Annotated in this window: 19 protein-coding genes; 5 read left to right on the forward strand and 14 right to left on the reverse strand. The window is 46.3% G+C overall.

The annotated features are described in order from the left end of the window. Positions 1-15 precede the first annotated feature (15 nt). The 4 genes from GV030_RS03400 to GV030_RS03415 form a co-directional block, all read right to left on the reverse strand. Positions 16-804: a SprB repeat-containing protein gene (locus GV030_RS03400; RefSeq protein WP_159579813.1), complete on the reverse strand. Its 789-nt coding sequence runs from the start codon at positions 802-804 to the stop codon at positions 16-18. Between the two features lie 123 nt (positions 805-927). After that, positions 928-1,086, reverse strand: a complete 159-nt coding sequence (locus GV030_RS03405; RefSeq protein ID WP_159579815.1) for a hypothetical protein — start codon at positions 1,084-1,086, stop codon at positions 928-930. 18 nt (positions 1,087-1,104) lie between these two features. After that, positions 1,105-2,763, reverse strand: coding sequence for an alpha/beta fold hydrolase (locus GV030_RS03410; RefSeq protein WP_159579817.1), 1,659 nt, complete (start codon positions 2,761-2,763; stop codon positions 1,105-1,107). Between the two features lie 299 nt (positions 2,764-3,062). Next, positions 3,063-5,462: an ABC transporter permease gene (locus GV030_RS03415; RefSeq protein WP_159579819.1), complete on the reverse strand. Its 2,400-nt coding sequence runs from the start codon at positions 5,460-5,462 to the stop codon at positions 3,063-3,065. Positions 5,463-5,827: 365 nt separating this feature from the next. Between GV030_RS03415 and tyrS the strand changes: the two genes are divergently transcribed. Both tyrS and GV030_RS03425 read left to right on the forward strand, forming a co-directional pair. Further along, positions 5,828-7,126, forward strand: coding sequence for a tyrosine--tRNA ligase (gene tyrS, locus GV030_RS03420; RefSeq protein WP_159579821.1), 1,299 nt, complete (start codon positions 5,828-5,830; stop codon positions 7,124-7,126). A 49-nt stretch (positions 7,127-7,175) separates the two neighbouring features. Next, positions 7,176-8,960 (forward strand): hypothetical protein, encoded by a 1,785-nt coding sequence (locus tag GV030_RS03425; RefSeq protein WP_159579823.1) that lies wholly within the window; start codon positions 7,176-7,178, stop codon positions 8,958-8,960. Here the strand turns inward: GV030_RS03425 and GV030_RS03430 are convergent. Then, positions 8,957-9,805 (reverse strand): hypothetical protein, encoded by an 849-nt coding sequence (locus GV030_RS03430; protein WP_159579825.1) that lies wholly within the window; start codon positions 9,803-9,805, stop codon positions 8,957-8,959. The two genes, GV030_RS03425 and GV030_RS03430, sit on opposite strands and share 4 nt — an antisense overlap. A 4-nt stretch (positions 9,806-9,809) precedes the next feature. Continuing rightward, the gene (locus GV030_RS03435) at positions 9,810-10,739 is read right to left on the reverse strand and encodes an Ig-like domain-containing protein (RefSeq protein ID WP_159579827.1); all 930 of its coding nucleotides are present in this window, start codon (positions 10,737-10,739) and stop codon (positions 9,810-9,812) included. Between the two features lie 181 nt (positions 10,740-10,920). Here GV030_RS03435 and GV030_RS03440 point away from each other — a divergent pair, with 181 nt between their 5' ends. From GV030_RS03440 to GV030_RS03450, 3 genes are all read left to right on the forward strand, one after another. Beyond that, positions 10,921-14,085: a hypothetical protein gene (locus tag GV030_RS03440; protein WP_255465048.1), complete on the forward strand. Its 3,165-nt coding sequence runs from the start codon at positions 10,921-10,923 to the stop codon at positions 14,083-14,085. Positions 14,086-14,164: 79 nt separating this feature from the next. After that, entirely contained in the window at positions 14,165-14,380 is a 216-nt protein-coding gene (locus GV030_RS03445) for a DUF2191 domain-containing protein (RefSeq protein ID WP_159579829.1), read from the forward strand. Then, positions 14,377-14,748: a PIN domain-containing protein gene (locus GV030_RS03450; RefSeq protein ID WP_159579831.1), complete on the forward strand. Its 372-nt coding sequence runs from the start codon at positions 14,377-14,379 to the stop codon at positions 14,746-14,748. Before GV030_RS03445 ends, GV030_RS03450 begins: the two co-directional genes overlap by 4 nt. 150 nt (positions 14,749-14,898) lie before the next feature. Here GV030_RS03450 and GV030_RS03455 read toward each other — a convergent pair whose 3' ends face one another. The 8 genes from GV030_RS03455 to GV030_RS03490 all read right to left on the reverse strand — a co-directional run bounded on the left by GV030_RS03455 (position 14,899) and on the right by GV030_RS03490 (position 24,921). Beyond that, positions 14,899-15,300 (reverse strand): heme-binding protein, encoded by a 402-nt coding sequence (locus tag GV030_RS03455; protein WP_159579833.1) that lies wholly within the window; start codon positions 15,298-15,300, stop codon positions 14,899-14,901. Beyond that, on the reverse strand, positions 15,297-16,412 hold the full coding sequence (locus GV030_RS03460) for a bile acid:sodium symporter family protein (RefSeq protein ID WP_159579835.1): 1,116 nt from the start codon (positions 16,410-16,412) through the stop codon (positions 15,297-15,299). The genes GV030_RS03455 and GV030_RS03460 overlap by 4 nt, the downstream gene beginning before the upstream one ends. Continuing rightward, the gene (locus tag GV030_RS03465) at positions 16,409-17,413 is read right to left on the reverse strand and encodes an aldo/keto reductase (protein ID WP_159579837.1); all 1,005 of its coding nucleotides are present in this window, start codon (positions 17,411-17,413) and stop codon (positions 16,409-16,411) included. Before GV030_RS03465 ends, GV030_RS03460 begins: the two co-directional genes overlap by 4 nt. Before the next feature lie 10 nt (positions 17,414-17,423). Continuing rightward, positions 17,424-18,620, reverse strand: coding sequence for a glycoside hydrolase family 88 protein (locus tag GV030_RS03470; RefSeq protein WP_159579839.1), 1,197 nt, complete (start codon positions 18,618-18,620; stop codon positions 17,424-17,426). Continuing rightward, positions 18,620-19,825 (reverse strand): DUF4861 family protein, encoded by a 1,206-nt coding sequence (locus tag GV030_RS03475; protein ID WP_159579841.1) that lies wholly within the window; start codon positions 19,823-19,825, stop codon positions 18,620-18,622. Before GV030_RS03475 ends, GV030_RS03470 begins: the two co-directional genes overlap by 1 nt. A 139-nt stretch (positions 19,826-19,964) precedes the next feature. After that, positions 19,965-21,545 (reverse strand): arylsulfatase, encoded by a 1,581-nt coding sequence (locus GV030_RS03480; protein ID WP_159579843.1) that lies wholly within the window; start codon positions 21,543-21,545, stop codon positions 19,965-19,967. A gap of 106 nt (positions 21,546-21,651) precedes the next feature. Continuing rightward, the gene (locus GV030_RS03485; RefSeq protein ID WP_159579845.1) at positions 21,652-23,310 is read right to left on the reverse strand and encodes a DNRLRE domain-containing protein; all 1,659 of its coding nucleotides are present in this window, start codon (positions 23,308-23,310) and stop codon (positions 21,652-21,654) included. A 111-nt stretch (positions 23,311-23,421) separates the two neighbouring features. Continuing rightward, positions 23,422-24,921: a RagB/SusD family nutrient uptake outer membrane protein gene (locus tag GV030_RS03490; protein WP_159579847.1), complete on the reverse strand. Its 1,500-nt coding sequence runs from the start codon at positions 24,919-24,921 to the stop codon at positions 23,422-23,424. Between the last annotated feature and the right edge of the window lie 9 nt (positions 24,922-24,930).

Below are 24,930 nucleotides of genomic sequence, written 5' to 3' on the forward strand. Positions count from 1 at the left end.
TAGTTAGGCAATTGATTAATTGTTCAGAGCACCATCATTTACCCAGCAACTTATCAGGTCAATCTGTTGCTGAGAGAGACTAGAGCCTTTAGGCATTGATTTGTTACCGGTTTTTGTTTTGATGGAACTGGCTCTTGATTGTATGGTGCTGAATGAAGTCAAGTTTGGTGAAACGCTACCATTGTGGCATCCAGAAATGGCGCAATTGTTTTCAATGATGCTTTTTATGGAAGCTTCATAACTCACCCCAGAATTGATCTCCACACTTTGCGCACTTTCACATCCGTTCTGATCAATCACCGCAACCGAATAAGTCCCAAGCCCCAGCCCCTCAAAAGTGTTCCCAATTTGCACTTCTCCGTTATTGATCTGATAAGAATAGGGTTCCATTCCTCCAGTAGCATTCACTCGTATGCTGCCATCTGTAGTCCCACAACCAGCATTATTGGTAATTACTTCGGTAAGATTTACGCCACCAGTGTTTTCAATGGAAACTGAAAGCTCGTCGGTGCAGTCATTTGCATCTGTTGCCACTACGATATATGATCCAGCTTCCATATTGGCGAATATTCCATCCACATTGGTCTTGCCAGCAGATGTAAAAGTATAAGGAGGCTCCCCACCAGAGGCAGCCACCGCAAAGCTGCCTACAGGTGAGTCGCACTGAGATGCCTGAACTTCCAATGTCGCAATAACCACTGGGGAGGTTGAGCAATCTATTTTTGGGTTCATTTGTTCCCACTGGCAGGATGTGGCCAGAAGAAACGTTAGTACATATAGCAATCTAAGGACTCGATCGTTCATTGGATGTTCTTCTAATTTCACGAGACAAAAATCATTTCTTTAATGCTTTCTAACTATCAGTATTCCGGCATTTGATTGGAAATTTCCGACACTCTTAGGTGCGATTATTTCCCACTGTAAACTTTACGACATTTTGTCACCAACCATCTCGAATAGGTTTGAAAGGAGGCGCCGGATCATATGATTACAAACTCCCCACACCACAACATCCTTCTTAGCCAGTGTGTCTGTTGATTGATCAGCCATGCGATAGCTAACGTGCAACTGTAGGAAATCCGACATGATAGGGAGAATTAAGCCTTAGCTCAACAAATCTGATGGGCTATGCCCAAATTCCCTTTTGAAGCACTTAGAAAAATAAGAAGGGCTTGCAAAGCCTGTTTGGAATGCTACTTCGGCGATTCCTTCATGATTACTCAAGATCAATTCTTTGGCCTTATGTAACCGCACAGAAGAGATCATCTGATTGGGTGATTTGTTGGTGATGGACTTAAGCTTTCTCTGCAGCTGTCTTTCACTAATCCCCACCTCCTTGCATAGCATATCTACTCCGAACTTCTCATTGCTCATGTGACTTTCGATACACTGAAGGATATTTTCGAGAAATGAATCATTTTGCCTGGCAAGAGTCGGTTGGCTAGTATACTCGTTTTGGTAATTAAGTTGATCAGTGACGCTATAAAGTAAAAGGTGGTTGGCGGTTGTTGTTTCAAAAACAGTATTGTGTTGAGCGAAATTCAAGCCTGCTCCAGACAAGAGATGTTTCACTGTCTGGGTGATCAGTATTTGACTAGGCCCGGCCTGTTTAAGCATGGACGTCACAAAGCTCCCGGTTTCATTGCTAATGAAATGGGCCTGATCCACTGGCATTTCTTTGATATGAACACCGACGCAAACCTTTAAATCAAGGGACTCAAAGGTATCTATTAGGGCTATGCCACAATGTACAGCTTTGCTTGGGCCTTGAAACGAAGCAATAAAGGTGTCCTGATTAAACCGAATGACCTTCCCCCTATACTGTACCACCAATCGGTTAATGAGCTGCAGAAGCTCATTATCTCCCTTGTTTGATGAAAGAATTCGCCCGGCCATAATGGTAAAAAGCTGCCTCTCGTAATTTGGCCGAGGTTTTACATTGAGGATAAATGCTTTCATTTCATTGAGAACCTCTTCGGTATTCCCTGCCCAAAATAAGTGATCATCACCATCAAACTCCACAAACCTTGCGCCGGCAATGCGCTGGGCTATAAACCTTCCCTCTTCAATTTTCACATCAACATCGTTGGTTCTTTGCATCATAAGGGTAGGCACCTTAATGGATCCTAAAATATCAACGATATCCACCTCAGTGTTGGTTTTAGTGAGGACAAGTGCAGCACTAGGACTTGCCCCTGATCTTAAGTAGTTGGCCAGCCAATCCATAAAAATGGGATCTTTAGCTTTTGATGGAGCGAGTGTTTCGAGATTCATTTCGCCACCGCCCCAGCTGTTTTCGATCATGTCATACACCTGCTGTCGTTGCTCATCTGTAGGTGCCCAGGGATAATCAGGTGCATATCTCCTCTTGGCAAAAACTCCAAATGTTATGAGTGAAATAGTGCGATTGGGATACGTAGCTGCAAACAAAGCGGAAACGGAACCACCCTCAGAATGCCCGAAGAGTATGGCTTTTTCGGCTCCCACGGCATCCATCACGGCTCTCAAATCATCCATTCGCTCTTCTAGTGTGGAGAGTTCCACTACTCGGTCTGACAGACCAGTCCCCCTTTTATCAAATAAAATAACCCGACATATTTTACCCAGTTCATACAGGAAATGGACCAATTCCGGACAAGCCCACATCCAATCAATGTTGGATACCCAACCTGGGATATAGACCAAGTCAATAGTGCCTGAGCCAAATACCTGATAGGCAATATTGATACGGCCGCTTTTGGTATATTGAGTAGAGGGTTTCATAAAGGCGGTTTAGTACTATTCTCTCTTAGAGCGAATGACGATTCAACTGTTCACACTTCAAGTCGAAAGCAAAGTTTAATTAATTTCAGTTGTATTTTATCCGACTTTTGTAAAAACCCGCCAAACACCCATTCAATTAATGCACACAGTTCTGAGATTGTTAATTAGCTGTATGTGGAAGTTTTCCCGAAGGGGAAGTCTAGGTGGTGGTCAATTTCAAAGGATTAATGAAAAAAACCTGTGTTTTACTCTTAAAGCAAAACACAGGTTTTGAGTTTAGTTTCTTAGGGCCATCGCTCTTACTCATACCTAATGGAATTCACTGGATTCACCATCGCAGATTTGAGGGTTCTGAATCCCGCAATCATAAGTGAAACCACTATGATGGTGGTGGATGGAATCCCGAAAGTGAAGAAATCCATTGGTTTATAGTTGTTAAATATGGAGCCAATGAGTCCATCCACCAGATAAAATCCGGCGGTTATCCCTATTACTGAGGAGATGAAAAGGAGTAAGAAGTAACTTCTGCTGATCAGGTAGACGATGTGCCCTACACTACCCCCCAGTACTTTGCGCACACCGATTTCTTTGGTTCTCTTGATCAGGTTGATAGACACCAGGGTATAAAGGCCAAGACAGGAAAGCACAAAAGCTACGGTGCCCAGAAAGCCAAAGATCATGAGGATGTTGTTATTCACCTCCTTGGCTTCCCTGAGCAGGTCATCCTGATAAAACCCTGCAAAAGTCTTGGTGGGGATTTTACTGTTCCATTCGGTTTCCAGGTAGTCATAGACCTCTTTCACATGGTTGATGTTGACCTTAGCCACCATGAAGCTGTAGGTGCCATCGTCCTGAAACTTGAGGCTTTTCAGGCGCATGGCTGTAGGCTCTATTGGCGCCCAAAAACCATACATGTAGAAATTCTTCACCACCCCTACCACTGTGAGTGTAGTGGAATCATTGAGATAGACCCGCTGCCCAATCGGGTTGGTCCAGCCAAACTCTTCCACAGCCCGCTCATTTACGACCAGGGAGTTTTGACTGTCAGAAGCCTCCAGCTCTTTGGAAAAGGACCTGCCATTCACGATTTTCAAGCCCATCGCTTCGATATAGTTGATCCCTACGTCCAGCATGTTGGTCTGAACTTCCAAATCCTGATTTTTCAGGAGCGCACCATAGTTTCCCCTGCCTATGTGGTTCTTTGCACTGGCTATTTGCTCTATGTCAGGGTTAGCCAGCATAGAAGCATAAATTTTCTGCTGCTGGGTTTCGTTTAGCAGGCTCACTCCTATGATCTGGTCACGGTTAAAGCCCATGTCGAGGGTTTCCTGATAGCGGGCATTTTGAATGAAAGCCACACTGGCGAAAATGGCGATCACAGTGAAGGCGTACTGAGTGGCCAGCAACACTTTCGTTAGCTTGCCTGCTCCACCAATGCTGAGGCTCCCGCGGAGGATGCTCACAGGCTTGTAGCGACTGATGTACAGCGATGGATAAAACCCGGCAAGTAAGGTGGTGAACACCAGCAGGCCTACCAGAAACAAATAGAATTTAAAATCCTGGGTGAGATCCAGCTGTAGGTCGAGTCCCTGCCACATGGCACCATAGGCAGGCACCAAATAGGACGCAATCCCCAAAGACATCAACAAGGCCAACAGGCATACAGTGAGGTTTTCCGTCATAAACTGCTTGATCAGCTGTCTTCGTGTGCCTCCGAGCACTTTTCGCACCCCTATTTCTTTCAGTCGGCGGTTGGAGTTGGCAATGGCAGTGTTGGTGAAATTGAAACAAGCCACCAGCAAAATCAACAGCGCCATCACCTGTGGAGTAAGAATGGCCGCAGGCGGCATGGCATTGCGCAGATTGTCCCATCGGAGCTGCCTTGATATCTGGGCGTGGTTGTTCATGGGGCTAAGGACAAACCGGGCAATGGTGAAATCCGGTCGGGCCTCCTGCTGAACCGCCAGGTATTGATCCAGTAATGGCTCGAAGGTTTTTGCCTGGTTGGGGTCATTGAAATACACGAAGGTGTTTTGCGCAAAAGCACCCCAGTTTCCTTTCACATTGTCATCATACATCCGAAACCGATTTTCAAATGAAGTGAGGATTTCAAAATGCACGGAGGAGTTTTGTGGTGGAGCTTCCACCACTCCTGCTATGGTGAAGTTGAAACTCATGCCGGTATCGTCAAAGACCGTGAGCACTTTTCCAATGGGGTCTTCATTCTCATAGAACTTACGGGCATACTCCTCTGTCACCACAGCCTGGTCCAGCTTGTGATATGCCAGTGGATCACCGGTGACTACCGGAAAAGTGAAGGACTCGATCAATCCCGGATCGGCATAGCAGACGCTCGTATTAAATACCTTATCCATGTTCACATCCCTGACCGTGAACACGTGACTTTCGAAGCGAAAGACCCGATCTGCACCCGCCAGGTCATTCCTGATGGCATCGGCCATGGGCATGGGAATGCGGCCATATTCTATCAGATCCCCCTGAGTTTCCCGGAGGTTATGGATCTTATAGATGTGATCAATCTGCGTGTGACTCTTGTCAAAGTCCCAGTTCTGCTTAGAGTTCAGATAAGCCACTATACAGCAGGCAAGTGCGAGGCCCAGCCCCACGATGTTGATGGCCACGTAGACCTTGTTTTTCAGGAGGTTACGGAGGGCGACTTTTAGGAAGTTCTTAAGCATGACGAATCAGGTATTGGGTGAGTATATGATGAGTTTTGACCTTGCCTCCAAAAAGCCAATCATTGTGCCAATAACCATAACTCATTGTAAAACAAGTGGATAAGGACTTGCATTACTTCACTGGACGTTCATAACCGAACAATCGGACAGCGTTTTATGTCCGGTTTGGCGAGAATTCAGAGCGGGGAACACATTTGAGGGTCTAGAAAACAGTTGAATAGACTCAAAACGTCCAATCATCTTTCAATCAAGGGTACACCGCCACCTGCTCTGCCGTGTTTCTTCTAACACCCTTCGTAATTTGCTCCCAATAAAACCCCCAAAATAAAAAAGGCTCCTATTTTTGCGCAAATCAAAAATCACAAATGAAAGATTTCGTAGCAGAACTAAAATGGAGGGGCATGATTCAGGACATCATGCCAGAGACGGACGAACACCTGATGGAAAGCATGCGATCTGCTTATCTCGGCATTGATCCTACTGCCGACTCTCTGCACATTGGTCACCTGGTGGGTGTGATGATGCTGAAGCATTTTCAGCAATGTGGACATAAGCCCTATGCCCTTATTGGGGGAGCTACAGGCATGATCGGAGATCCTTCCGGGAAATCTGCCGAACGAAATCTTTTGGATGAGAAAACCCTCCGTCATAATCAGGATGCCATCAAGTCACAGCTATCGAGGTTTCTGGATTTTGACTCAGATGCGCCCAATGCTGCTGTGCTGGTCAACAACTACGACTGGATGAAGGACTTCTCCTTCCTCGGCTTCATTCGCGACGTGGGCAAGCACATCACTGTCAACTACATGATGGCCAAAGACTCAGTGAAGAAGCGATTGTCCTCAGAATCATCTGATGGCATGAGTTTCACAGAGTTCACCTACCAGCTGGTGCAGGGGTATGACTTTTTGCACCTTTACAAAGAAGCTCAGTGTACGCTGCAGATGGGCGGTAGCGACCAGTGGGGTAACATCACCACGGGTACAGAGTTGATCCGTCGCATTGGCGGTGGTAAGGCCTATGCCCTCACCTGTCCGCTGATCACCAAAGCAGACGGCACCAAGTTTGGGAAAACTGAAGGCGGTAATATCTGGCTGGATGCCGAGCGCACCTCACCTTACCAGTTTTACCAGTACTGGCTCAATACCTCCGATGCAGATGCAGAGAAGTACATCAAAATCTTCACGTTCCTCTCCAAAGAGGAAATCGAATCACTGATAGCCACACATCGGGAAGCACCGCATCAGCGAGCCTTGCAAAAGAAACTAGCTGAGGAAATCACGGTTAGCGCACATTCTCAGGCGGATTTGGAAATGGCCATCAAGGCCTCAGATATCCTGTTTGGGAAATCTACCACAGAAGACCTCACGGCTATCAATGAAAAGACCCTGCTGCAGGTTTTTGAGGGGGTGCCGCAGGTAGAAATCTCCAAAGCGGAGTACGAAGCGGTGGCCAACGTCACCGATTTACTTAGTGAATTGACGCAGGGCGTAGTGTTTCCTTCCAAAGGGGAAGCTCGCAAAATGATCAAAGGTGGTGGTGTCAGCATTAATAAAGTGAAAGTAGAGTCCTCCGAGGCAGCAGTCAATTATGATTTGCTGCAAGGCAAATACCTCCTGGCGCAGAAAGGCAAAAAGAACTACTACCTGATCAAAGTATCTTGAGTTTCGGGTAATTGCATTATTTTTACTTCTAATTGAATTTTTACCAGCGATGAACAGAGCCCTAATTTACCTTTTCTTCTCAGTTTTTTTGTTGAGTTTGTCGGTGCCCGTTTGGGCACAGGATACAGAGGAAGACCCTTATGCTGACTACTCCTATTTGTGGGAGGATACCAAAAAGAAGAAAAAGAAAAAGAAGAAGAACGATGCCCCTGAAGTAAAGACGGTACCTGATTATGAGCCTGTACAGCCAGAAGAGGAAGCAATCTATACACCTCCGGCAGATCCGTTGATAGACGAATCACCGGTTGACAGCCTTCAGCAGGAAGAAGAACTTCGCCTTGATTCGCTGGAAGAAGCACCTCAGGAAGAGGTCCAATATCCGGTGGATAGTCTGGATAAGCCTATCGAGAAAGAACCACTGGAAGAGCTGAATGAAGAAGAGTATCAGGAGATCGAGAAAGCGCCCAAAGAAAAGAAAGAGCGCAAGGATCGATCAGGTGCACCACCCGTGCAGGACTTTCGCTCAGGGATGGGAACAGAAAGTGGTGGAGGTTCATTTGATGGTGGACTCACGGTCACCCAGATAGACGATCAGTACTTTGTGGGCTTGGTACTGAACCCGGAGTTTTCGATCGGGAAAGTGGGTGTTGGTCTGAATGTGCCGGTGCTGTATGGCCTGGATGACCAATCTATCCGTACGGAGATTTTTAAAGATGGTGTAGGAGCAGCAAGGCTCATCACTTACATCCGATATGGGGTGCAAAAGGCTGATCCTGTGTATGTAAAGGTAGGCCAGCTCAATAATACCATGGTTGGTTTTGGTGGTCTGATCAATAACTACACCAACTCTACCAGTTTTGAAAAGCGAAAAGTGGGTCTTCATTATGACCTGAATGTGAAAGGACTTGCGGGCATCGATGGAGTCTATAGCGATTTCAGTCCAGGGTCTTTTAATCTTTTTGCCATCCGGCCCTACGTGAGACCGATGGCCTGGACACCTATTCCTATTGTCAGAACCTTTGAGTTTGGAGCGACTATCGTCCGGGATAAAGACCAATCGAAGATCGTAACCAGCGACAGCACATCTACCTCATATCTGTTTACCAGGAATGGTATTGGTGCTTTTGGGTTAGATATGGGGGTCACTTTGTTGCGGGTGCCGTTTATTCAAATCGACCTCTTCGCTACCTACTCTAAACTAAATGTGACATCTGAGGTACTTACAGACTCTTTGGAGTCCAACTACGCGACCACCAATGAACCCTCTATCATGTCTGATGGCTTTGAAAATGGAAGTGGCGCCAGTGTGGGTATCAACTTTCGGTTCCATTTCATAGCGGATATCCTCAGTACTGACGTTCGCATAGAGCGCCTGAACTACTCAGACCATTACTTACCGCAGTTTTTCGATGCCACATATGAAATTAACAAAGACGCTAGAATCTATGCACTGGGTGGCGCAGAGAAAATGAGTGGCTTCTACGGAAGTCTCACTGGCCACATTTTGAAGAAAGTGCAGCTGGGCGGTAGTCTGATGATTCCAGATGACGTCACCGAAGCTACACCAGCAACCGTAAGGGTCAATGCAGACCTGGACAGACTGGCGGATAAGTTTTCATTTCACGGTAGCTACATCAAAGGAAACCTCACAGACCTTGGGGACACCTTTAAGTTTGATGAGCGCTCCCTGGCGAAACTGAGGGTGATTTACCATCTTAATAAATTTCTGGCTGCCGGGTTTGACTACTACTGGGCCTTCACTCCTACAGCGGATGGTGGTTACAAGCCTACCAAATATGTCTCGCCGTATTTTGGTGTGAGCGTCCAGTTCTAAAGCAAGAGGAATACACCAATCCCAAAGTTGGGAGCAGCAAGGATACGTTTGCCTGATGAGGCAAAACCGGCAGAGGCCGCAAAGCCAAGACCATTATCCACGGAGTAAATCAGTTCTGGCGTAAAAGACATGTACTCGGTGTTGTTGGCAAAGACGCCATTGGCATTAGACGTGTCTGCATCACCATTGTACAGCGAGTTGACACTGTAAACCTTCAACAGTGTGGTAAACTGATTCAAAGACACCCCGATCTCTCCACCATAGTGAAACTCGTCAGAAAAGCCCTGGGTTCTGTTATTGAAACCCAAAATACCCGTGATGTAGGCGGGGGTACCACTGATAGAGTGACTGGCTTCCAATTTCAGTAGCTGATTGAACTCACCATCACCGGTTTGGAGAATGCGATCACTGGAGACCTCCGATGATCCAAATGGTAATCCCAAAATCAGACTGGCAGCCAGGTGAACCGGCTGATCCTGAAACATGCCATATTTCAGCCCGATATTGGTATCTCCAAAGGAGTTGATCTCATCACCTGGTATGGTGTTCCCACTTTGGTTAAACTCCACACGATTCAGTGTAGATCTCACGAAAAATGGAACATACAAGATAGCATTGAATCGATCCGAAAGTCCATACTCGCCATAGAAACTGGTGGTATAAAGACTCACTGTGGGAATATCGGTAATGTTTCCCCCCGAATTGAAAAAGTACTGGGAGCGAATCATATTCTGACCCAGCTTCAGGAAGCCTTTATTTTTCTGATAAACCCATCCCCCTCCGGCAATCGTCTGCAGGGAGATTGACAGTAAAATGGATGCGAGTATGTGCTTTTTCTGATTCATAGTGCTAGTTGAGTGCTGCGGATCCGAAAGTGATGCTGGCGGGCTTACAGAGAAGAATCACATAGTTATAGTCATTCAGTCCCACGCTGGAGTTTACCAGACTCACGTTATAGGTCTTGGCGCCATTGGTAGTTACCTCTGCGATTTCCAGACCCTGTGAGCGCACCACTGTGCCGCTGGTAGAGTTGGCCAGGTACACGAAAGTTCCCAGTGCAAAGCTCGTCTCAAAGTCTGCACTGAAAGTAAGAATCAACTGGTCATTATCGTCAATAAACAGTGTGACAGTACCCACTGCCTTATAGCTCCCGCTCCCTTCAAAAACACCTGAACGAGCCTGCGTGCCAATCATAAGCTGAAAAGGTGGACTTTTTACGTCTTCTATCTCCGCCGTGATGGATACAATGCCATTGGCATGGGCAGTGACCAGTCCTGAGCTATTCACTGTAGCGAGGGTTTCATTGGAAGAAGTCCAGATCACTGGTTTGTCTGTGACTTCCACATCATCCATGGTAAATGCCCTGGCAGTGAGTTGGATCGTTTCATTGATCATCAGAGAGCTCCCTGGCGCTGTGATTTGCACCCGGGCCACATCGTCTGTGTTTTCTACTACAGTTACATCCACCGTTACGGTTTCTTCATTGGCATAGCTGATCTGAATTTTAGTCTGGCCTTTTCCTACAGCAGTCACTTTTCCACTTTGATCTACCGAAGCCACACTCCGGTCATTGCTTTGCCAGATGAGCTCAGCATCTTCTTTTGCCACCCACATATTGTAATAATAGGTGGCCTCTATCTGAACAGTCTCTCCCACTTTCAAGCTGATACTGGTCACCTCAGTGAGAATGGCGGCATCCTTTGGATCATCTATAAAGTCTGTGCCTATGCATGATGCAAGGGAAAGTAGGCAGAGTAAATACATTTCACGGTACCTCATGAGATAAATTTAGGGAGTCGCTCGCCAAAAGTGACTTTTCAAATGTCAGCGTTGAGGCATTTGGAGTAATTATTGTCCTGTCATGTCATTTCATTCGCATCAAAAATCACCCGATCAAGTAATACCCGGGCAAGGACTTTGACTTTTTTGCGTAGGTTTATCGCTTCCAAATTAAACAACTATGAAAAGATATTTTACTTACCTCCTAATCACCCTTCCCTTGCTGATATATTCCCAAAAGGTGGACATGGAGTTACTCAAAGGGATACAACCAAGGAGTATAGGGCCGGCTGGCATGGCCGGACGTGTCACCGCCATTGACGTGGTGAATAGTCGGCCTGAGGTGATCTATGCAGGTACCGCATCAGGGGGTCTCTGGAAGTCAGAAAGTGGTGGTACCGCCTGGGAGCCCATCTTTGACAAACAGACCACAGCGTCTATAGGTGCCGTGGCCATTCAACAGTCTAATCCTTCAGTGATTTGGGTAGGTACAGGTGAAGGCAATCCAAGAAATTCACTGAATGGTGGAGACGGGATTTATAAGAGCCTTGACGGAGGCAAGAACTGGATTAAGTCTGGTCTGGACAAAACCCGAAATATTCATCGAATCATCATCGACCCACAAAACCCAAATACCGTGTATGTAGGGGCCATTGGCTCCCCCTGGGGTATCCATCCAGAGCGCGGAGTATTCAAAACCACGGATGGTGGCAAAACCTGGAAAAAAATCCTCTACGTGAACGATAAGACCGGAGCCGCAGACCTGGTGATGGATCCTTCCAACCCCAACAAGCTCATGGTGGCCATGTGGGAGCATTACCGACAGCCCTGGTTTTTCACTTCGGGAGGGCCAGGGTCAGGCTTGTATGTGACTCATGATGGTGGCGAAAACTGGGTAAAGAGAACCGATGAAGATGGGTTGCCCAAAGGTGATCTTGGGCGTATGGGGCTGGCCATTGCTCCCAGCAATCCCAAAATCGTGTATGCCCTGGTAGAGTCTAAAAAGAACGCGCTTTACAAATCAGAAGATGGAGGTTTCAAATGGACCAAAGTAAATGATAAGAGCGAGATTGGTAACCGACCTTTCTACTATGCAGACATTTTCGTAGATCCGGTGAATGAAAACAGGCTCTATACGGTCTATACCTACATCAACGTAAGTACTGATGGTGGCCGGTCTTTTGATCAGCTGATGCCCGCCTACAACACCACACGAGGTGTACATCCTGATCACCATGCCTGGTGGATTCACCCCTCTGATCCCAATTATATCATCGAGGGAAATGATGGGGGGCTGAATATCTCCAGAGACCGGGGCACGACCTGGCGGTTTGTTCAGAATCTACCGGTGGCACAGTTTTACCACATTTCGGTAGACAATGATTTTCCATACAATGTTTACGGAGGCATGCAGGACAATGGCTCATGGGCCGGCCCTGCTTATGTATGGAAAGACCAGGGCATCAGAAACAGCTACTGGCAGGAAGTTTCCTTTGGTGACGGCTTTGACGTGGTACCTGATCCGGACGATAACCGATATGGGTTCTCTATGGCCCAGGAAGGCTGGGTAGGTCGATATGACTTGAAAACCGGCCATTTCGAATATGTGAAACCCCATGCACCCGAATTGGATGTGAAGCTTCGATTCAACTGGAATGCAGCCATTGGTCAGGATCCTTTTGACAGCAAGACCCTCTACTTTGGTAGCCAGTTTGTACACAAAAGCACTGACAAAGGTCAAACCTGGGACATCATTTCCCCGGATCTTACCACCAACGATAAGAGTAAGCAAAAGCAGGACGAGAGCGGTGGGCTTACGATGGATGCCACCGGAGCAGAAAATTATTGTACCATATTAGCCATTACTCCTAGCGTATTGGAAAAGGACGTGCTCTGGGTAAGTACTGATGACGGAAATATCCAGTTGACCCGAGACGGAGGAAAGACCTGGACGAAAGTGTCTCAAAACATTAAAAACCTTCCTGTAAATGTCTGGATACCTCAAATACAGGTGTCTAATAAAAATGCAGGTGAGGCTTTTGTGATTGCCAACAACTACCGAAACTTTGATTTCAAGCCATATGCCTATCACACCACCAACTATGGTAAAACCTGGGAAAGAATAGTGGATGAGAATGACGTGACTGGCTATGCGCTATCGATCATTCAGGATCCTGTAGAGCCAAAACTGATGTTTCTGGGGACTGATGACGGGCTCTATATCTCCATTGATGCAGCTAATACATGGACGAAATGGACCAATGACTACCCTACCGTGAATACCATGGATATGGTGATTCATCCACGTGAACATGACTTGGTGATTGGGACTTTTGGTCGTGCTGCATACGTCATCGATGACATACGTCCATTGCGTGCACTGGCATCCGCAGGTATCAGCATACTGAGTAAGCCGATTCATCTTTTTGAACCACCTACCGCTTACAATGCCATTTGGCAACAACCCACAGGTACCCGATTTGGGGCCGATGCTATGTTCAATGGTGAAAACAGGAAGAGCGGTGCCATGCTCTCTTACGTGATCAATGTCCCAAAAAAGGATGATGACGAAAAAGAAAAATCCAAAGAGGAAGATGAGAAGAAAGGACTTGATTCATTAACCTTAGAGGTGTTTACCCTGGACGGCAACCTGATCAGAACCATTAAGCAAAAGGTGCCTGAAAAGAATGGAGTGAACAGAATGTACTGGAGACTCGATGAAAAAGGCGTGAATAGCCTCACCCGCAAAGAGCTGGATAACAAACGTGAACCCGGAGGCGTGGATGTGATGCCGGGAACTTACAAACTACGCCTGTCCTATGCGGGAGAATCATCCGAAACTCAGGTGGAGGTGAAGTTTGACCCCAGAATGGACGTTTCTATGGAAGCACTCCAGGCAAGGTATGAAGCCCTCAAAGCGTTGGAATCGGAGAAAGAACTGGCCCTCGGTCGCGTGGAGCAGATCAAAGAGAAGCTGACGATCATTGATGAATTAACCAAACGCATGAAAGCCAAGAATGAAAAGGCTTTTGAAGCTGAACTCAAGCGCTCGAAGGAAACAAAGGATACCCTGAACAGCCTGCTGGATCTGTACCTCGGTAAGGAAGATGACCGACAGGGAATCACCGCAGATCAGACGGACAATGTCGACAGTTATTACGGAACAGCTTACTTCTACCTGTCCAACGGTCTGCATGTACCCACAAGGACAGAAAAGGCCATGGTGGCGAAATTCAAGTCGGTGATGGAGGTGGCTAACCAAAAGACGGATGATTACCTGGCCGCTAATTGGGCTCAATATAAAGAGCAAATGGAAGCCCTTGATCTGAGTCCTTTTAAGGACTGAGTGAGGTGAAGTGAAAAATGAAGAAATGCTTTGAGAAATCGTATGGTTTATCGTATTTTGTACGATAAACTATACGATCATGAAGGTCACAGCACTCATAGAAGACGATTTGATTGATAAAATCAAAGAAGCTACCGGTGGCAGAAACATCACCGATAGCATCACCATTGCGCTCAAAGAGTATCTCCGAAACAAGAACATCGATAAAGTCATTGATGAAGTTGAGAAAGAGCCTTTTGTATTCAATGAAGACATGGCAGCCTATGGTATCCGCAACCTGAACAGAAACAGATGATTTTGGTGGATACCTCGGTTTGGATTTCTTTCCTCAGAAACTCAGATCCGGATCTCACGGCCATCCTGAAATCCTATTTGAAAAGGAAGGAAATATATGCCGTAAGTGCGGTCTTTGGAGAGCTTTTGCAGGGTGTAAAGAACAAAAGGGAAAGAGAACTGGTTGTCACCCTTTGGGAAAACCTGCCTGCAGTGGATGAGACTGATTTATTCATTCATGCAGGAAATCTTTCGAATGAACATAAGTTTTATGCCCACGGGATTGGATTGATTGACTGCTATATTCTGGCGGCAGCCCTTCGCAATGACCTTGGACTTTGGACCCTGGACAAAAAGCTGGGTGAAGCGGCGGATAGTCTGGCCCGGTAGCAGAAAGTTTTAAATTCCAGGTGGTCAAAGACCATTTGGAAGAACATCATAGCGGAAAGGCAATATGGTGAGGTGTTCAGATTTTGCGACAAGCCTTTACCAAAACCGGGCTCACCCACCGCCTTTCCGATTGATGTGTTTACTTTTATATCATGCGTGTTCGCTCATTACTTTGGTAGAAAGCGACACCACTTCTTCATCCTGCTGAGGGGATAATCCACTTACCCCCATTCCTCCTATTACTTTATTGTTTCTGACAATGGGAAGTCCCCCACCTAGTCCGGTGATCTTGGGATCTACCCAATGTGAAATGTCCTTACCGTTCTCAATCGCCCATTCACCAAGAAGTAGCGTTGATTTTCGCATTCTGGCAGCAGTATATGCCTTGGCGATGGCCAGTGGTCCGGTTTGCAGGCCCACTCCGTCCATTCTGGAAAACGCCACCAACTCCCCGTGATCATCACACACGGCAATGGATAGTTGCACATTCCATTCTGCTGCTATTTTCATGGCCTCCTTCACTAGTAGTGAGGCTTCAGATAAGGTAATCATACTGTCTCCATTTTGGTGAAGGTTTCAGGTTGTGTTTCGGGCATTTTTCTGCTCCACCAGGTAGCGAGCATAGATCCCGTGATATTCATGATGGGGCCATTGACAGCTGCTGCCAGTCCCAGGGTGCTGATTTTGCCCATAGATGCTGCTATTCCCGAAGCAAGACCTCCATTTTGCATACCAACTTCTATTGCGATTGTCCTGCAGTCATTCTCTGGCATTTTGAACAAACGAGCACCCCAATACCCTAGGAAATATCCACAAGTCATATGAATGAACATGGCCAGGATCAACAGGAAGCCCACGTTGAGCAAGCTGTCATGTCCGGCGGCCGTAATGATTACGATAATGAAAACAATACCCGCCATGGAGACCTTGGGCATGAGTCTATCCAGCCAGGTAAATTTCCCATGAAAGAAATGATTGAAAACGAGTCCCAGGCCTACCGGGAGAAGCACCATCTTCACTACACTCATCATCATGGCGCTCACATCCACAGGTACGAACTCTCCACCCAACTGACTCATTAAAAAAGGAGTCGCCAATGGAGCCAGTACCGTAGCCACGGAGGTCAGGGTAATAGACAATGCCAGATTGGCCTTGGCGATGTGTGCCATCACGTTCGAAGCGAGTCCACTTGGTGATGAACCCACCAAAACAATGCCCGCTGCGATTTCATTGGGAAACCCAAATAGATAAGCGATGGAAAACCCCACGAGAGGCATAATGGTAAACTGACACAACAAACCCACACCCACTCCTTTGGGCATCTTTAGTACACCCCTGAAATCACCAATGCTCATGGCGGTGCCCACACCAAACATGATCACCTGGAGCAATGGTACGATCAGAGATTTTAACTGGAGTGATCCTACCTGAGTGAAGGCAGATGGAAAGCCCATGGATAAGGTGACGGCTGCAAATATGAGCAGGGTGAATGCCAGTTGGCCGAATGATGGAAATCTCCTGATGCCGACAGCTAATGACAGCCAAAATCCGGCTAAAAGCAGCGCTCCAGCGGTCAGGCTTTCGGCCATAAACATGATGATCGCTGCAATCAGGAATCCAACTGCCAAATAAAGAAAGAGGGTGTTCAGGCTGTTATTTTTCATACTTCCAATATTAAATCATTCAATAGAGAATTGATAATCAGCAGATCGGCTTCATCCAGCATAAAATTCAAGGCCTGAGCGTTGTCCTTCATCTGATGCTTGTCTCGCGCGCCCACCAGTACTGAGGTAATTCCCGGTTGCTGCATGGTCCAGTTGATGACGAGCTGACTCAAGGTACAGTCCCATTTCCTGGCAATGGGATTCAATGAATCCAGAAAAGTGACAATTTTTTGGTGGTTATCGGGCTTAAACATTGGGTTCTTAGCCCGATGGTCTCCCTCGCCAAACTGATGGCCGGGCCGAATTTTTCCTGTGAGCAATCCCTTATGGAGTATGGTATGTGAGAGGATGCCTATTTCGGTTTCTACACAATAAGGCACCAGTTCTTTCTCAATACTTCTATTGAGCATGCTATAGGCTACCTGATTTGTGGACAATATGCCATCCGAATCTGCTCGCAAGAGCTCTATGTTGGAATTACATAGGCCCGCTGCTCTGATCTTGCCGGACTTTTTCAACTCACTCAAAGCTTCGAGCACTTCATCAATAGGTGTGACAGACTCAGGCCAGTGCATTTGATAGAGGTCTATATAGTCTGTGTTGAGTCGCCTCAAACTGGCTTCACATTCTTCAATGATGCTTTCCTTACCGTTGTATTTATAGATTTTCACCGGGTTTCCGTCATTATCCTGAGAGTCGATGAAAAAATCACCTTTTTCCAAATCCCATCGCATACCGAATTTGGTGAGAATTTGAACATTGCCTCTTTGGTGCCTAATGGCCTCTCCAACGATGGCCTCACTCCTGCCCATGCCGTAGATAGGCGCCGTGTCAATGGAGGTAATCCCCAGATCAATGGCTGTTTCTATGGCTTCAATACCATCTGATTTGCTGGCACCCCCCCAGAACCAGCCACCAATGGCAAAAGCTCCATAAGTAATAGGTGATATCTCTACGTCCGAATTCGGAATTAGTATTCTTTTTTGTTCTGCTACATTCATTGCTTTAAAATTATTTTGTCATTTCGTCCGCTGCCACCATCAAAATGCCTGGCACGAACCCACGAAAGTTTTCATTCATTCTATTGACCTCCTTTGCCTCCGCCGTTTTGGCCCAGGCAGTATATACGTTTGTGATGTTTCCATTTTCATCCACACTCTTCTTTAGAAAATCATACCCCTTTTCGAAAAACGCGCTATACTGATCCGGGATCCAGCCGTTTCGGACTGATTCTTTCATTGCACTCAGGCACATGGCCATTCCGGTCACTTCTTCGGGAGAAGTCGGATCGTCCACGAGTACGTGAAGACCGCCATTTTTTCCCTGATATTTCTGTACTGCATCAGCGATTGTTTCAGCCTGCTTGGCGAAATACTCAAACCTGGGGTGAGTATTCGGCAGGTTGCGGAGAAGGCCTACAATAGACCACAACAACCAACCCTGAGAACGACACCAATAGGTTTTGCCAATGACATCATCAAAGATTCCGGTGATCACCAGACCCGTTTTTTTGTCGAGGAAAATATCTATTCCTGTGTCCAACTGAATAATCGCCTGCTTATAATAGACCTCAGACAATTCACCAGTCGTTAGATTTCCCGCAATTGCATTGGCCCTCGTAGCCCAATATGTGGTATCTGGTATCGCAAATCGTGTGAAATTGCCATCATCGTGTGCCACCATCCCATATCTATCCCGGGCGCACTCATGCAGGATGGCATCGGCCACATCAAGGCACACAGTCCGTGCTATGGGATTATTCGTCAACTTATATAAGTCGTAGACAGGGAAAGCCACTCCCAGATTGGCTGAGTAAATTGAAAAAGTCAGGGGCCCTCTTCGGTTGATCCGTGCTCTGGCCTTCGTGATGTACTGTTGGAAGTACTCCTCATCAGTCATTTGGCTGTCGGTTTTCAACCTGTATTCAAACCATTCTTTGGCATAGGTAAATGATGCTTCATGACCTCTTTTAGCAAAACGCAGGAGACCTTCAATTTGAATAGATCCGTCCCAATTGGTGGTGATTTCGCTATAAGGTTTGGCCAGCGTATTCTCTACCATTTTCCTCAGGTTATCAGGAAGGTTGTCAGGGAAGCCACCATCGGACTTTTCAAATAGTTTGGCACCCGCAGATGCCATTCCCGGGGCAAGTACCATACTCCCTACACCACTCAGCATAATAAGATTTGTAAATTCTCTTCTATCCATTACTTTTTGATGATTTGTATTGTGTTGGAAAGCTTATCCGCCTCTTTCTGCAGGTATTCTTCAAAGTTTGAACGCTTCGAAAAATAGACATCACTCAGCTCCCAACAAGCGAAAAAATAAATCCTGGTCTCAGGTTGGCCTTTCAGGGCCACATAATGTGTATCCGATACGGTTCCCGTGGTATCAGTGGATCCATGATCCACATACTGATCACTGGAAAACAGTACGGCTAGTCCTAGTTTTGAGTCCGTCCCGTCTGCCTGATTTTCGTAGGTGGATATGGATGAAAATAGATCATTATGTTTCCGAAAGGTGACAGAGTCACTTTTAAAGCTTGGTATTCCTACCGCTAGGGTGAGCGTGGTATCACTTATGCCAATGTCGTTTCTGTAGTAGTATTTTCCCTTGGTAAGTGTCAGCCGCTCGGAGCCATCAATTTTCCTGCTTCCTGAGTCCCATCCTTTGAATTCCAATCGATGGGATGATTCCAGGTCTCCACTGTAAAGCTCCTGGTAGGTGATTTCATCTGCATCTCCCAGACGGTATAGTGTGCCTTCTTCTATCACGCCTAAGCCCCCAGCTCCAAGGGATTGACCCACCCGAAGGATATCCATTCCCCAATCCGATAGTTGATGCCAGCTACTCCCGATTCCTGCACGATCGAGGATCATTTGGTCTGTGGTCTTCCCATATATGTCTTTGCCATTGCGGGGATCAAAGAAAGTACGAAAGGCTACTTTATCGTTTTCTATTCCCGGGCCTTCCAGCTGAAAGAATGGGTCACTGATCCGCTGAGTAGCCCCTCTTTTCCTCACGATTTCCGTGATTTTAGAACCAGCAAACCTGTCCTGAGCCTTCACTGAGAATGAAATGTTTGTATAGGGCTCTGCGCTGATTTGGTTGTCAGCTTTATCGGCTGCTATCTCGAGGGCCTTTACTTCTTTAGGTTCAAAATCACATAGAAGCAATACCTGATCCCAGTCGCCATCACCGTCAGTGTCTATCTGCTGAGCGGGGATTTCATAATTGCTGCTGGTGATTCTCAAATTGCCTTGAATTAAACCAATGTCGTTTTTATCCAAATAGACAATCGCTCCCGTTTTCTCCACATTGTCCTGATTGATCAACCGAATGACTGGACTGGAGTCAGCCGTACAGCCAAAAAGTGCTGCGTACAATAAGCTTGCAAGGACCATCCACTTCATTTTTCCAATTTCGGGTTGATTATTCACTTTGGTTGTCAATGATTTGTTTGACTTAAAGAGAGCGTGAAGTCACATTTCTACTCAAAAAACAGTTTAAAAATTCAAATTACTGACGTAACCCTATCAGTATCAATGGTATTCAATACTCTATGTATTCCTGATCACCAATGTTGACCTGACTGGCCCATGATTGAAACAGGGAATCCAATTCCTTCAACTTCTGCGGGTTTTGCAAGGCCAAATTGGACTGCTCCAACGGATCAGAAGCCAGATCGTAAAGCTCAGTTTCGAACTCATCTCCCTGAGATACCAGCTTCCAATTGCCCTGCCGGACTGCACGATGCTCCTTGGGGTTACTCTGCCAGAAAAGAAGCTCATGTCCAGAATCAGGGGCTCCTTTGAGGACTGGAACCAGACTCTTACCGTCAATAGGCAGAATGGGTTTCTCATTGAATTGGTCAGGATATTGGGCGTTGGCCAGTTCTAAAAAAGTAGGCATAAAATCAATTAAATGACCGACCCGATCAGTTGTACTTCCGGATGCGACCACACCCGGCCAGTTGACAATTAGTGGAGTTTTGATCCCTCCTTCATGGTTCCATCTTTTAAATCTCCTGTAGGGTGTATTGCTGGCGTTGGCCCAGCCAGCCCCTACTGAGCGGTAAGACTCCACAGGACCAGGTGCTATATCTGGTGTATAGTTGGCATCCTCAGCACAGCCCCCATTGTCAGACAGGAAGATAATGAGGGTGTTTTCTCTTTCACCCAGGGCCTCGAGCTTGTCCAGTACCCTTCCCACGTTTTGGTCTACCCGATCGATCATCGCCGCGTATACAGCCATTTTAGAAACCCACTCATCCTTATCTTCCACTTGCTCCCAGGGCTCTACCTCTTCGTCCCGATCGCCCAAGACCAGATGATCTTCTACTAAATTTAAGGCTTTCAATCTTTCAAACCGCTCCTGGCGAAGTGAATCCCAACCTGATTTATACCGTGTTTTGTATTTCTCAATATCCTCAGGCCAGGCTTGCAGAGGATAGTGTGGTGCCGTATAGGCGATGTATAGGAGGAAAGGATCTGGCTCGTTTTTGTATTCCTCTAAATAGCTCAAAGCATAATCCGTGAAGGTATCTGTGGAGTAGAAATTTGGCTTCACGGTTTCGTATGGCAGATATTCCTGATCATCAATGGCCCACCGTCTGGGATAGCCCCGGGGAACGGTAGTAAGCTTGCGGCCCGGCTCGGGTTCATTGAGTCTACCGGGGCCCGGATTGAAATGATTGGCTGCCCCGTCAGTCAATCCAAAATGCCGATCAAAACCGCGTTGAAACGGGGTTTCATCAGCGTGCCATTTACCCACCATCAGTGTTCGATACCCTGCGGGTTTTAGGGCTTCTGCAAAGGTGATGCTGTTTTGGTACTTACCAGGTCTGTTGGTATATATTCCTGCTTTTTGAGGATACACCCCCGTCAGCAGAGAGGTTCTGGAAGGAACACAGATGCCGTTATTATAAAAATTTGTGAACTTCATGCCTGAAGCTGCTAGTTGGTCAATGTTAGGCGTGTGAATCTCACCTCCAAAACATCCAATATCAGAATAGCCCATATCATCTACCATTACCAAGACAATATTGGGCCGCTCCGTTTGGCTGGTATGCTGTTGACATCCCCCAAAGAGCAGACAGACTACTAAGAATAGGTAACTCGACTTAAAGATCATTCCAACTTATTTGAATCCATTATAGAATACGACCCACTATCATGAGTACTTAAAAAAAGACCCACCACGATTTCAACGTGATGGGTCTTTATCACTATTTACTCTGTTATTGCTTAATAACTCTGCTCGTTTTGGAGCGTCCTTGTACATCGAATGTTTCGATCAGGTAGTTACCGGAAGTAAGTCCCTCGAGGGAAATCTCTACCAGCGAAGCTCCCGCCGGCACATCCTGCGCTCTTACCATTTTACCGGTAATGTTGTATAGTACCACTTTTACAATCTTCTGATCAGGGTTAACAATGGTAACCTTGTCCGAACTAGGATTTGGGTATACGTTAATCTTGTTGGCTTTCAACTCACTTGACAGGACAACTTCGGGTTGTTCTACCACAATTTCAATATATGATCCACCATTGGAATGTTCTTTGGAATTGTATTGAGCCTTGAAGGTGGAGCCCTGTAGCGTAGTGCTTAGTTTCAGGGAAAGGATCTTGTCTGTCTCACCTTTTACTGCATCTGTTATATCGATGGCATGTGGTGATTCCAATGTTTCTCCTGCCGCAGAAGTTGTCTGAACTCCGGAAAGAGAGTCAAGAGAAGCCGGTCTGGTGTTACCTGTAATGGTGGCCTCAGACCAGGTGTCATCCTGGATATAAGAAACCCATTGTGTACTGCCCTCTTCTCCCCACTTATTACCATAAGGGATCATGTACAAAGTGGCTGATTTAATCGCAGACAGATCAGAGATGTCCTTGGATAGGTCATATTTAAGGAATATCTCATGCAGGTTACTTCCTTCACCGGAAGCTGACTGCAGGTAGTCCTTATCACCATAGTTGTCATCGCCTCTGGAGCCAGTCCTCGTAAGCGCATCCTCTGCAGCGTAAACCTTAATGGTGGATACACCTTCAGCATCTACAACAATGTACCCTGATTGAGTCAATGAACTGGTACCCCCTGCATTGGTCGCTTCAAGTGTCACATCATATTTACCTTCTGCAGCATAAGTAACGGTTGGGTTTTGATCTGTACTTTCAGCGGGAGACCCACCCTCAAAAGTCCATTTCCAGCTTGTTGGTGAGTATTGGGATTCATCAGTGAAAGTGACTGACCCACCAGCCTTCAAAGATTGTTTGCTTGCCGAAAACGCAATTTTGGGTGAATAGAGTTCTACTTCAAGATACGTACCACCTTCTGAATATTCTTTCGAGTGGTATTCAGCCTTAAATGTTCCGGCTAAAAGACTACTACTCACTTTGATAGAAAGTTTCTTATCACTTTCTGCCTTTACCAAATCTGTAACATCAATGGTATGGATCGTTTCCAATGTAGCACCTCCAGCAGAAGTTGTCACAACGGCCGCCACAGAATCCTGGGTTGAGCCAGGTGCGGTATTATACGTGATAGTCGCTTCATCCCAAGTATCGTCCTGAACATAAGATACCCACTGTGTACTACCGTCTTCCCCCCATTTAGAACCAAATGGAACAAGATTCAATTTAGCAGACTTGACCAGTTCAAGGTCTGGAATATCTTGAGACAGGTCATACCGTAGGTATATTTCATGCAGATTACTTCCCTCTCCAGATGCAGCTTGCATGTAGTCTCTTGTTCCGAAGTTGTTATCTGACTGAGAGCCGGCTCTTACAAATGCATCGGCCTCTGCCTGAATTTGAACCTGAGCTTGCGCCGTGCCCACCTGAAGAATGATCATAAATGCCCATATGACACAAGCACTTAAAATTCGTTGTATGTTTTTGTTCATGATTTGATTGTTTTTAGTTAGAAGTTCAATTACAGACGGACATAGTTTTCCTGTCTTTAAATAGTCATATTTAAAATTTACTAGTGAAATATGTATGCTTACTTTTATCTCCTATTCATAGCCTGCATTTTGTGGCAGCAGGTTTGGATTTCTGTCCAATTCATCCTGCGGCAATGGCAAGTAGTAGTGTTTTGATGGATCAAAGTTTGGCTGAGGCTCCATTGAATTAGCGCCCAGGAAAACCTCGTTACCCAATTTTCTTCTTTTGATGTCGTACCACCTTTTAAACTCAAAGGCCAATTCCACCCGACGTTCTTCCATCACTGTTGCTCTGAATGCAGCCGCGTCTGCGGCCTCTATGGCACTCACATCTGCAGGGGTGGAAGCTCCATTTCTGGCTCTTGCTCTTACTTGATTGATATAGCCCTGCGCCTCAGCTGATGGGCCACTGATTTCATTCAGTGCTTCTGCCGCAATCAGGAGTACCTCGGCATAGCGAAAGAAAGCGTAGTTGTTGTCCGTTTTCCGGCCCTCGTTCTGTGCATTTCCATAAAATCTAAAATACTTCGCACAGTGTGGCCGTTTTTCGAAGGGATAGTCAGGATAACTTACCAGTGAATCTCCGATAAGGGTGGCAGACTCAAAAGTCACCGCTTTGCGATAATCTGAATCTGAAAAAGAATCGAATACAGCCATGGTAGGAACATTTACGCCCCAACCATTTTTGTCCGCTCCTCTAATACCTGTCATCGCACCCATGAAATCGTCATTAAGGTTGTTCTTTGTCACCAGTCCTAAATAATCCAGTGAAAAGATGGTTTCAACTTGGTCATCCTGAAGGGCAGAGTTGAATAAATCCTGAAAGTCTGGGACCAAATCATAATTGAGCGCGGCACGATTGTCTATCACCCACTTGGCATTGTCATAGGCATCCTGCCAATTTCCCAGTGTCAGATGCACGGACGCTAAAAGTGTATAGGCACTGCCACTTGTAGCACGACTCCTGATATTCCCAGGATGCTGCATGGGCAGATGCTCTCTGGCAAATTCCAGATCTTTGATGATGAACTGATAAACTTCATCCTCGGAAGTTTTGCTCAAAGTCGGCAGATCATTGGCCGGAGTGGTCTCAGTGACATACGGGATATCACCGAAAAGCCTGACCAAATGATAGTATATCAGTGCTCTTACAAATCGAGCTTCTCCCTCCAGTGCTCTTTTCACTTCAGGGTCAGCTGAAACATTTTGAGCTCCGAAAACGGCATTGTTGGCGGAAGCAATGATCTGATAGGATGCTGGCCAAAACTCTGTAATCATGCCATTCGTGGCATCCATGGTAAACTCATTGATCTCGATGCGTCTGGCAGCAGTTGAAGTATTTCCTATGTCCGCCATGTCGCTTAATAGCTGAATGGTGGTAGACAACTTGCGCCCCCAGAAGGTTTCCTGGGTCATCAGTCCATAGGCTCCAAAAATGCCCATTTCGACATCACCCGGGGTTCTGAAAAAACCATCCGGAGCCAGGTTACCGATAGGATCTTCCTCCAGATCTGCACAATTGAAGGTGCCAAAAGCGAGTGCGAAAAGTAATATTTTATTTAGGTATTTCATCTGAATTAA

Source organism: Marinoscillum sp. 108 (genome assembly GCF_902506655.1).
GTDB classification, from domain to species: Bacteria; Bacteroidota; Bacteroidia; order Cytophagales; family Cyclobacteriaceae; genus Marinoscillum; species Marinoscillum luteum.

Excerpts from the sequence above, each read along its gene's own strand:
- GV030_RS03450 (WP_159579831.1), top strand. The coding sequence starts at position 14,377 with ATGATTTTGGTGGATACCTCGGTTTGGATTTCTTTCCTCAGAAACTCA.
- GV030_RS03430 (WP_159579825.1), bottom strand. The coding sequence starts at position 9,805 with ATGAATCAGAAAAAGCACATACTCGCATCCATTTTACTGTCAATCTCC.
- GV030_RS03400 (WP_159579813.1), bottom strand. The coding sequence starts at position 804 with ATGAACGATCGAGTCCTTAGATTGCTATATGTACTAACGTTTCTTCTG.
- GV030_RS03440 (WP_255465048.1), top strand. The coding sequence starts at position 10,921 with ATGAAAAGATATTTTACTTACCTCCTAATCACCCTTCCCTTGCTGATA.
- GV030_RS03455 (WP_159579833.1), bottom strand. The coding sequence starts at position 15,300 with ATGATTACCTTATCTGAAGCCTCACTACTAGTGAAGGAGGCCATGAAA.
- GV030_RS03460 (WP_159579835.1), bottom strand. The coding sequence starts at position 16,412 with ATGAAAAATAACAGCCTGAACACCCTCTTTCTTTATTTGGCAGTTGGA.
- GV030_RS03490 (WP_159579847.1), bottom strand. The coding sequence starts at position 24,921 with ATGAAATACCTAAATAAAATATTACTTTTCGCACTCGCTTTTGGCACC.
- GV030_RS03435 (WP_159579827.1), bottom strand. The coding sequence starts at position 10,739 with ATGAGGTACCGTGAAATGTATTTACTCTGCCTACTTTCCCTTGCATCA.
- GV030_RS03415 (WP_159579819.1), bottom strand. The coding sequence starts at position 5,462 with ATGCTTAAGAACTTCCTAAAAGTCGCCCTCCGTAACCTCCTGAAAAAC.
- GV030_RS03470 (WP_159579839.1), bottom strand. The coding sequence starts at position 18,620 with ATGGATAGAAGAGAATTTACAAATCTTATTATGCTGAGTGGTGTAGGG.
- GV030_RS03405 (WP_159579815.1), bottom strand. The coding sequence starts at position 1,086 with ATGTCGGATTTCCTACAGTTGCACGTTAGCTATCGCATGGCTGATCAA.
- GV030_RS03480 (WP_159579843.1), bottom strand. The coding sequence starts at position 21,545 with ATGATCTTTAAGTCGAGTTACCTATTCTTAGTAGTCTGTCTGCTCTTT.
- GV030_RS03465 (WP_159579837.1), bottom strand. The coding sequence starts at position 17,413 with ATGAATGTAGCAGAACAAAAAAGAATACTAATTCCGAATTCGGACGTA.
- tyrS (WP_159579821.1), top strand. The coding sequence starts at position 5,828 with ATGAAAGATTTCGTAGCAGAACTAAAATGGAGGGGCATGATTCAGGAC.
- GV030_RS03475 (WP_159579841.1), bottom strand. The coding sequence starts at position 19,825 with ATGAAGTGGATGGTCCTTGCAAGCTTATTGTACGCAGCACTTTTTGGC.
- GV030_RS03485 (WP_159579845.1), bottom strand. The coding sequence starts at position 23,310 with ATGAACAAAAACATACAACGAATTTTAAGTGCTTGTGTCATATGGGCA.
- GV030_RS03425 (WP_159579823.1), top strand. The coding sequence starts at position 7,176 with ATGAACAGAGCCCTAATTTACCTTTTCTTCTCAGTTTTTTTGTTGAGT.
- GV030_RS03410 (WP_159579817.1), bottom strand. The coding sequence starts at position 2,763 with ATGAAACCCTCTACTCAATATACCAAAAGCGGCCGTATCAATATTGCC.
- GV030_RS03445 (WP_159579829.1), top strand. The coding sequence starts at position 14,165 with ATGAAGGTCACAGCACTCATAGAAGACGATTTGATTGATAAAATCAAA.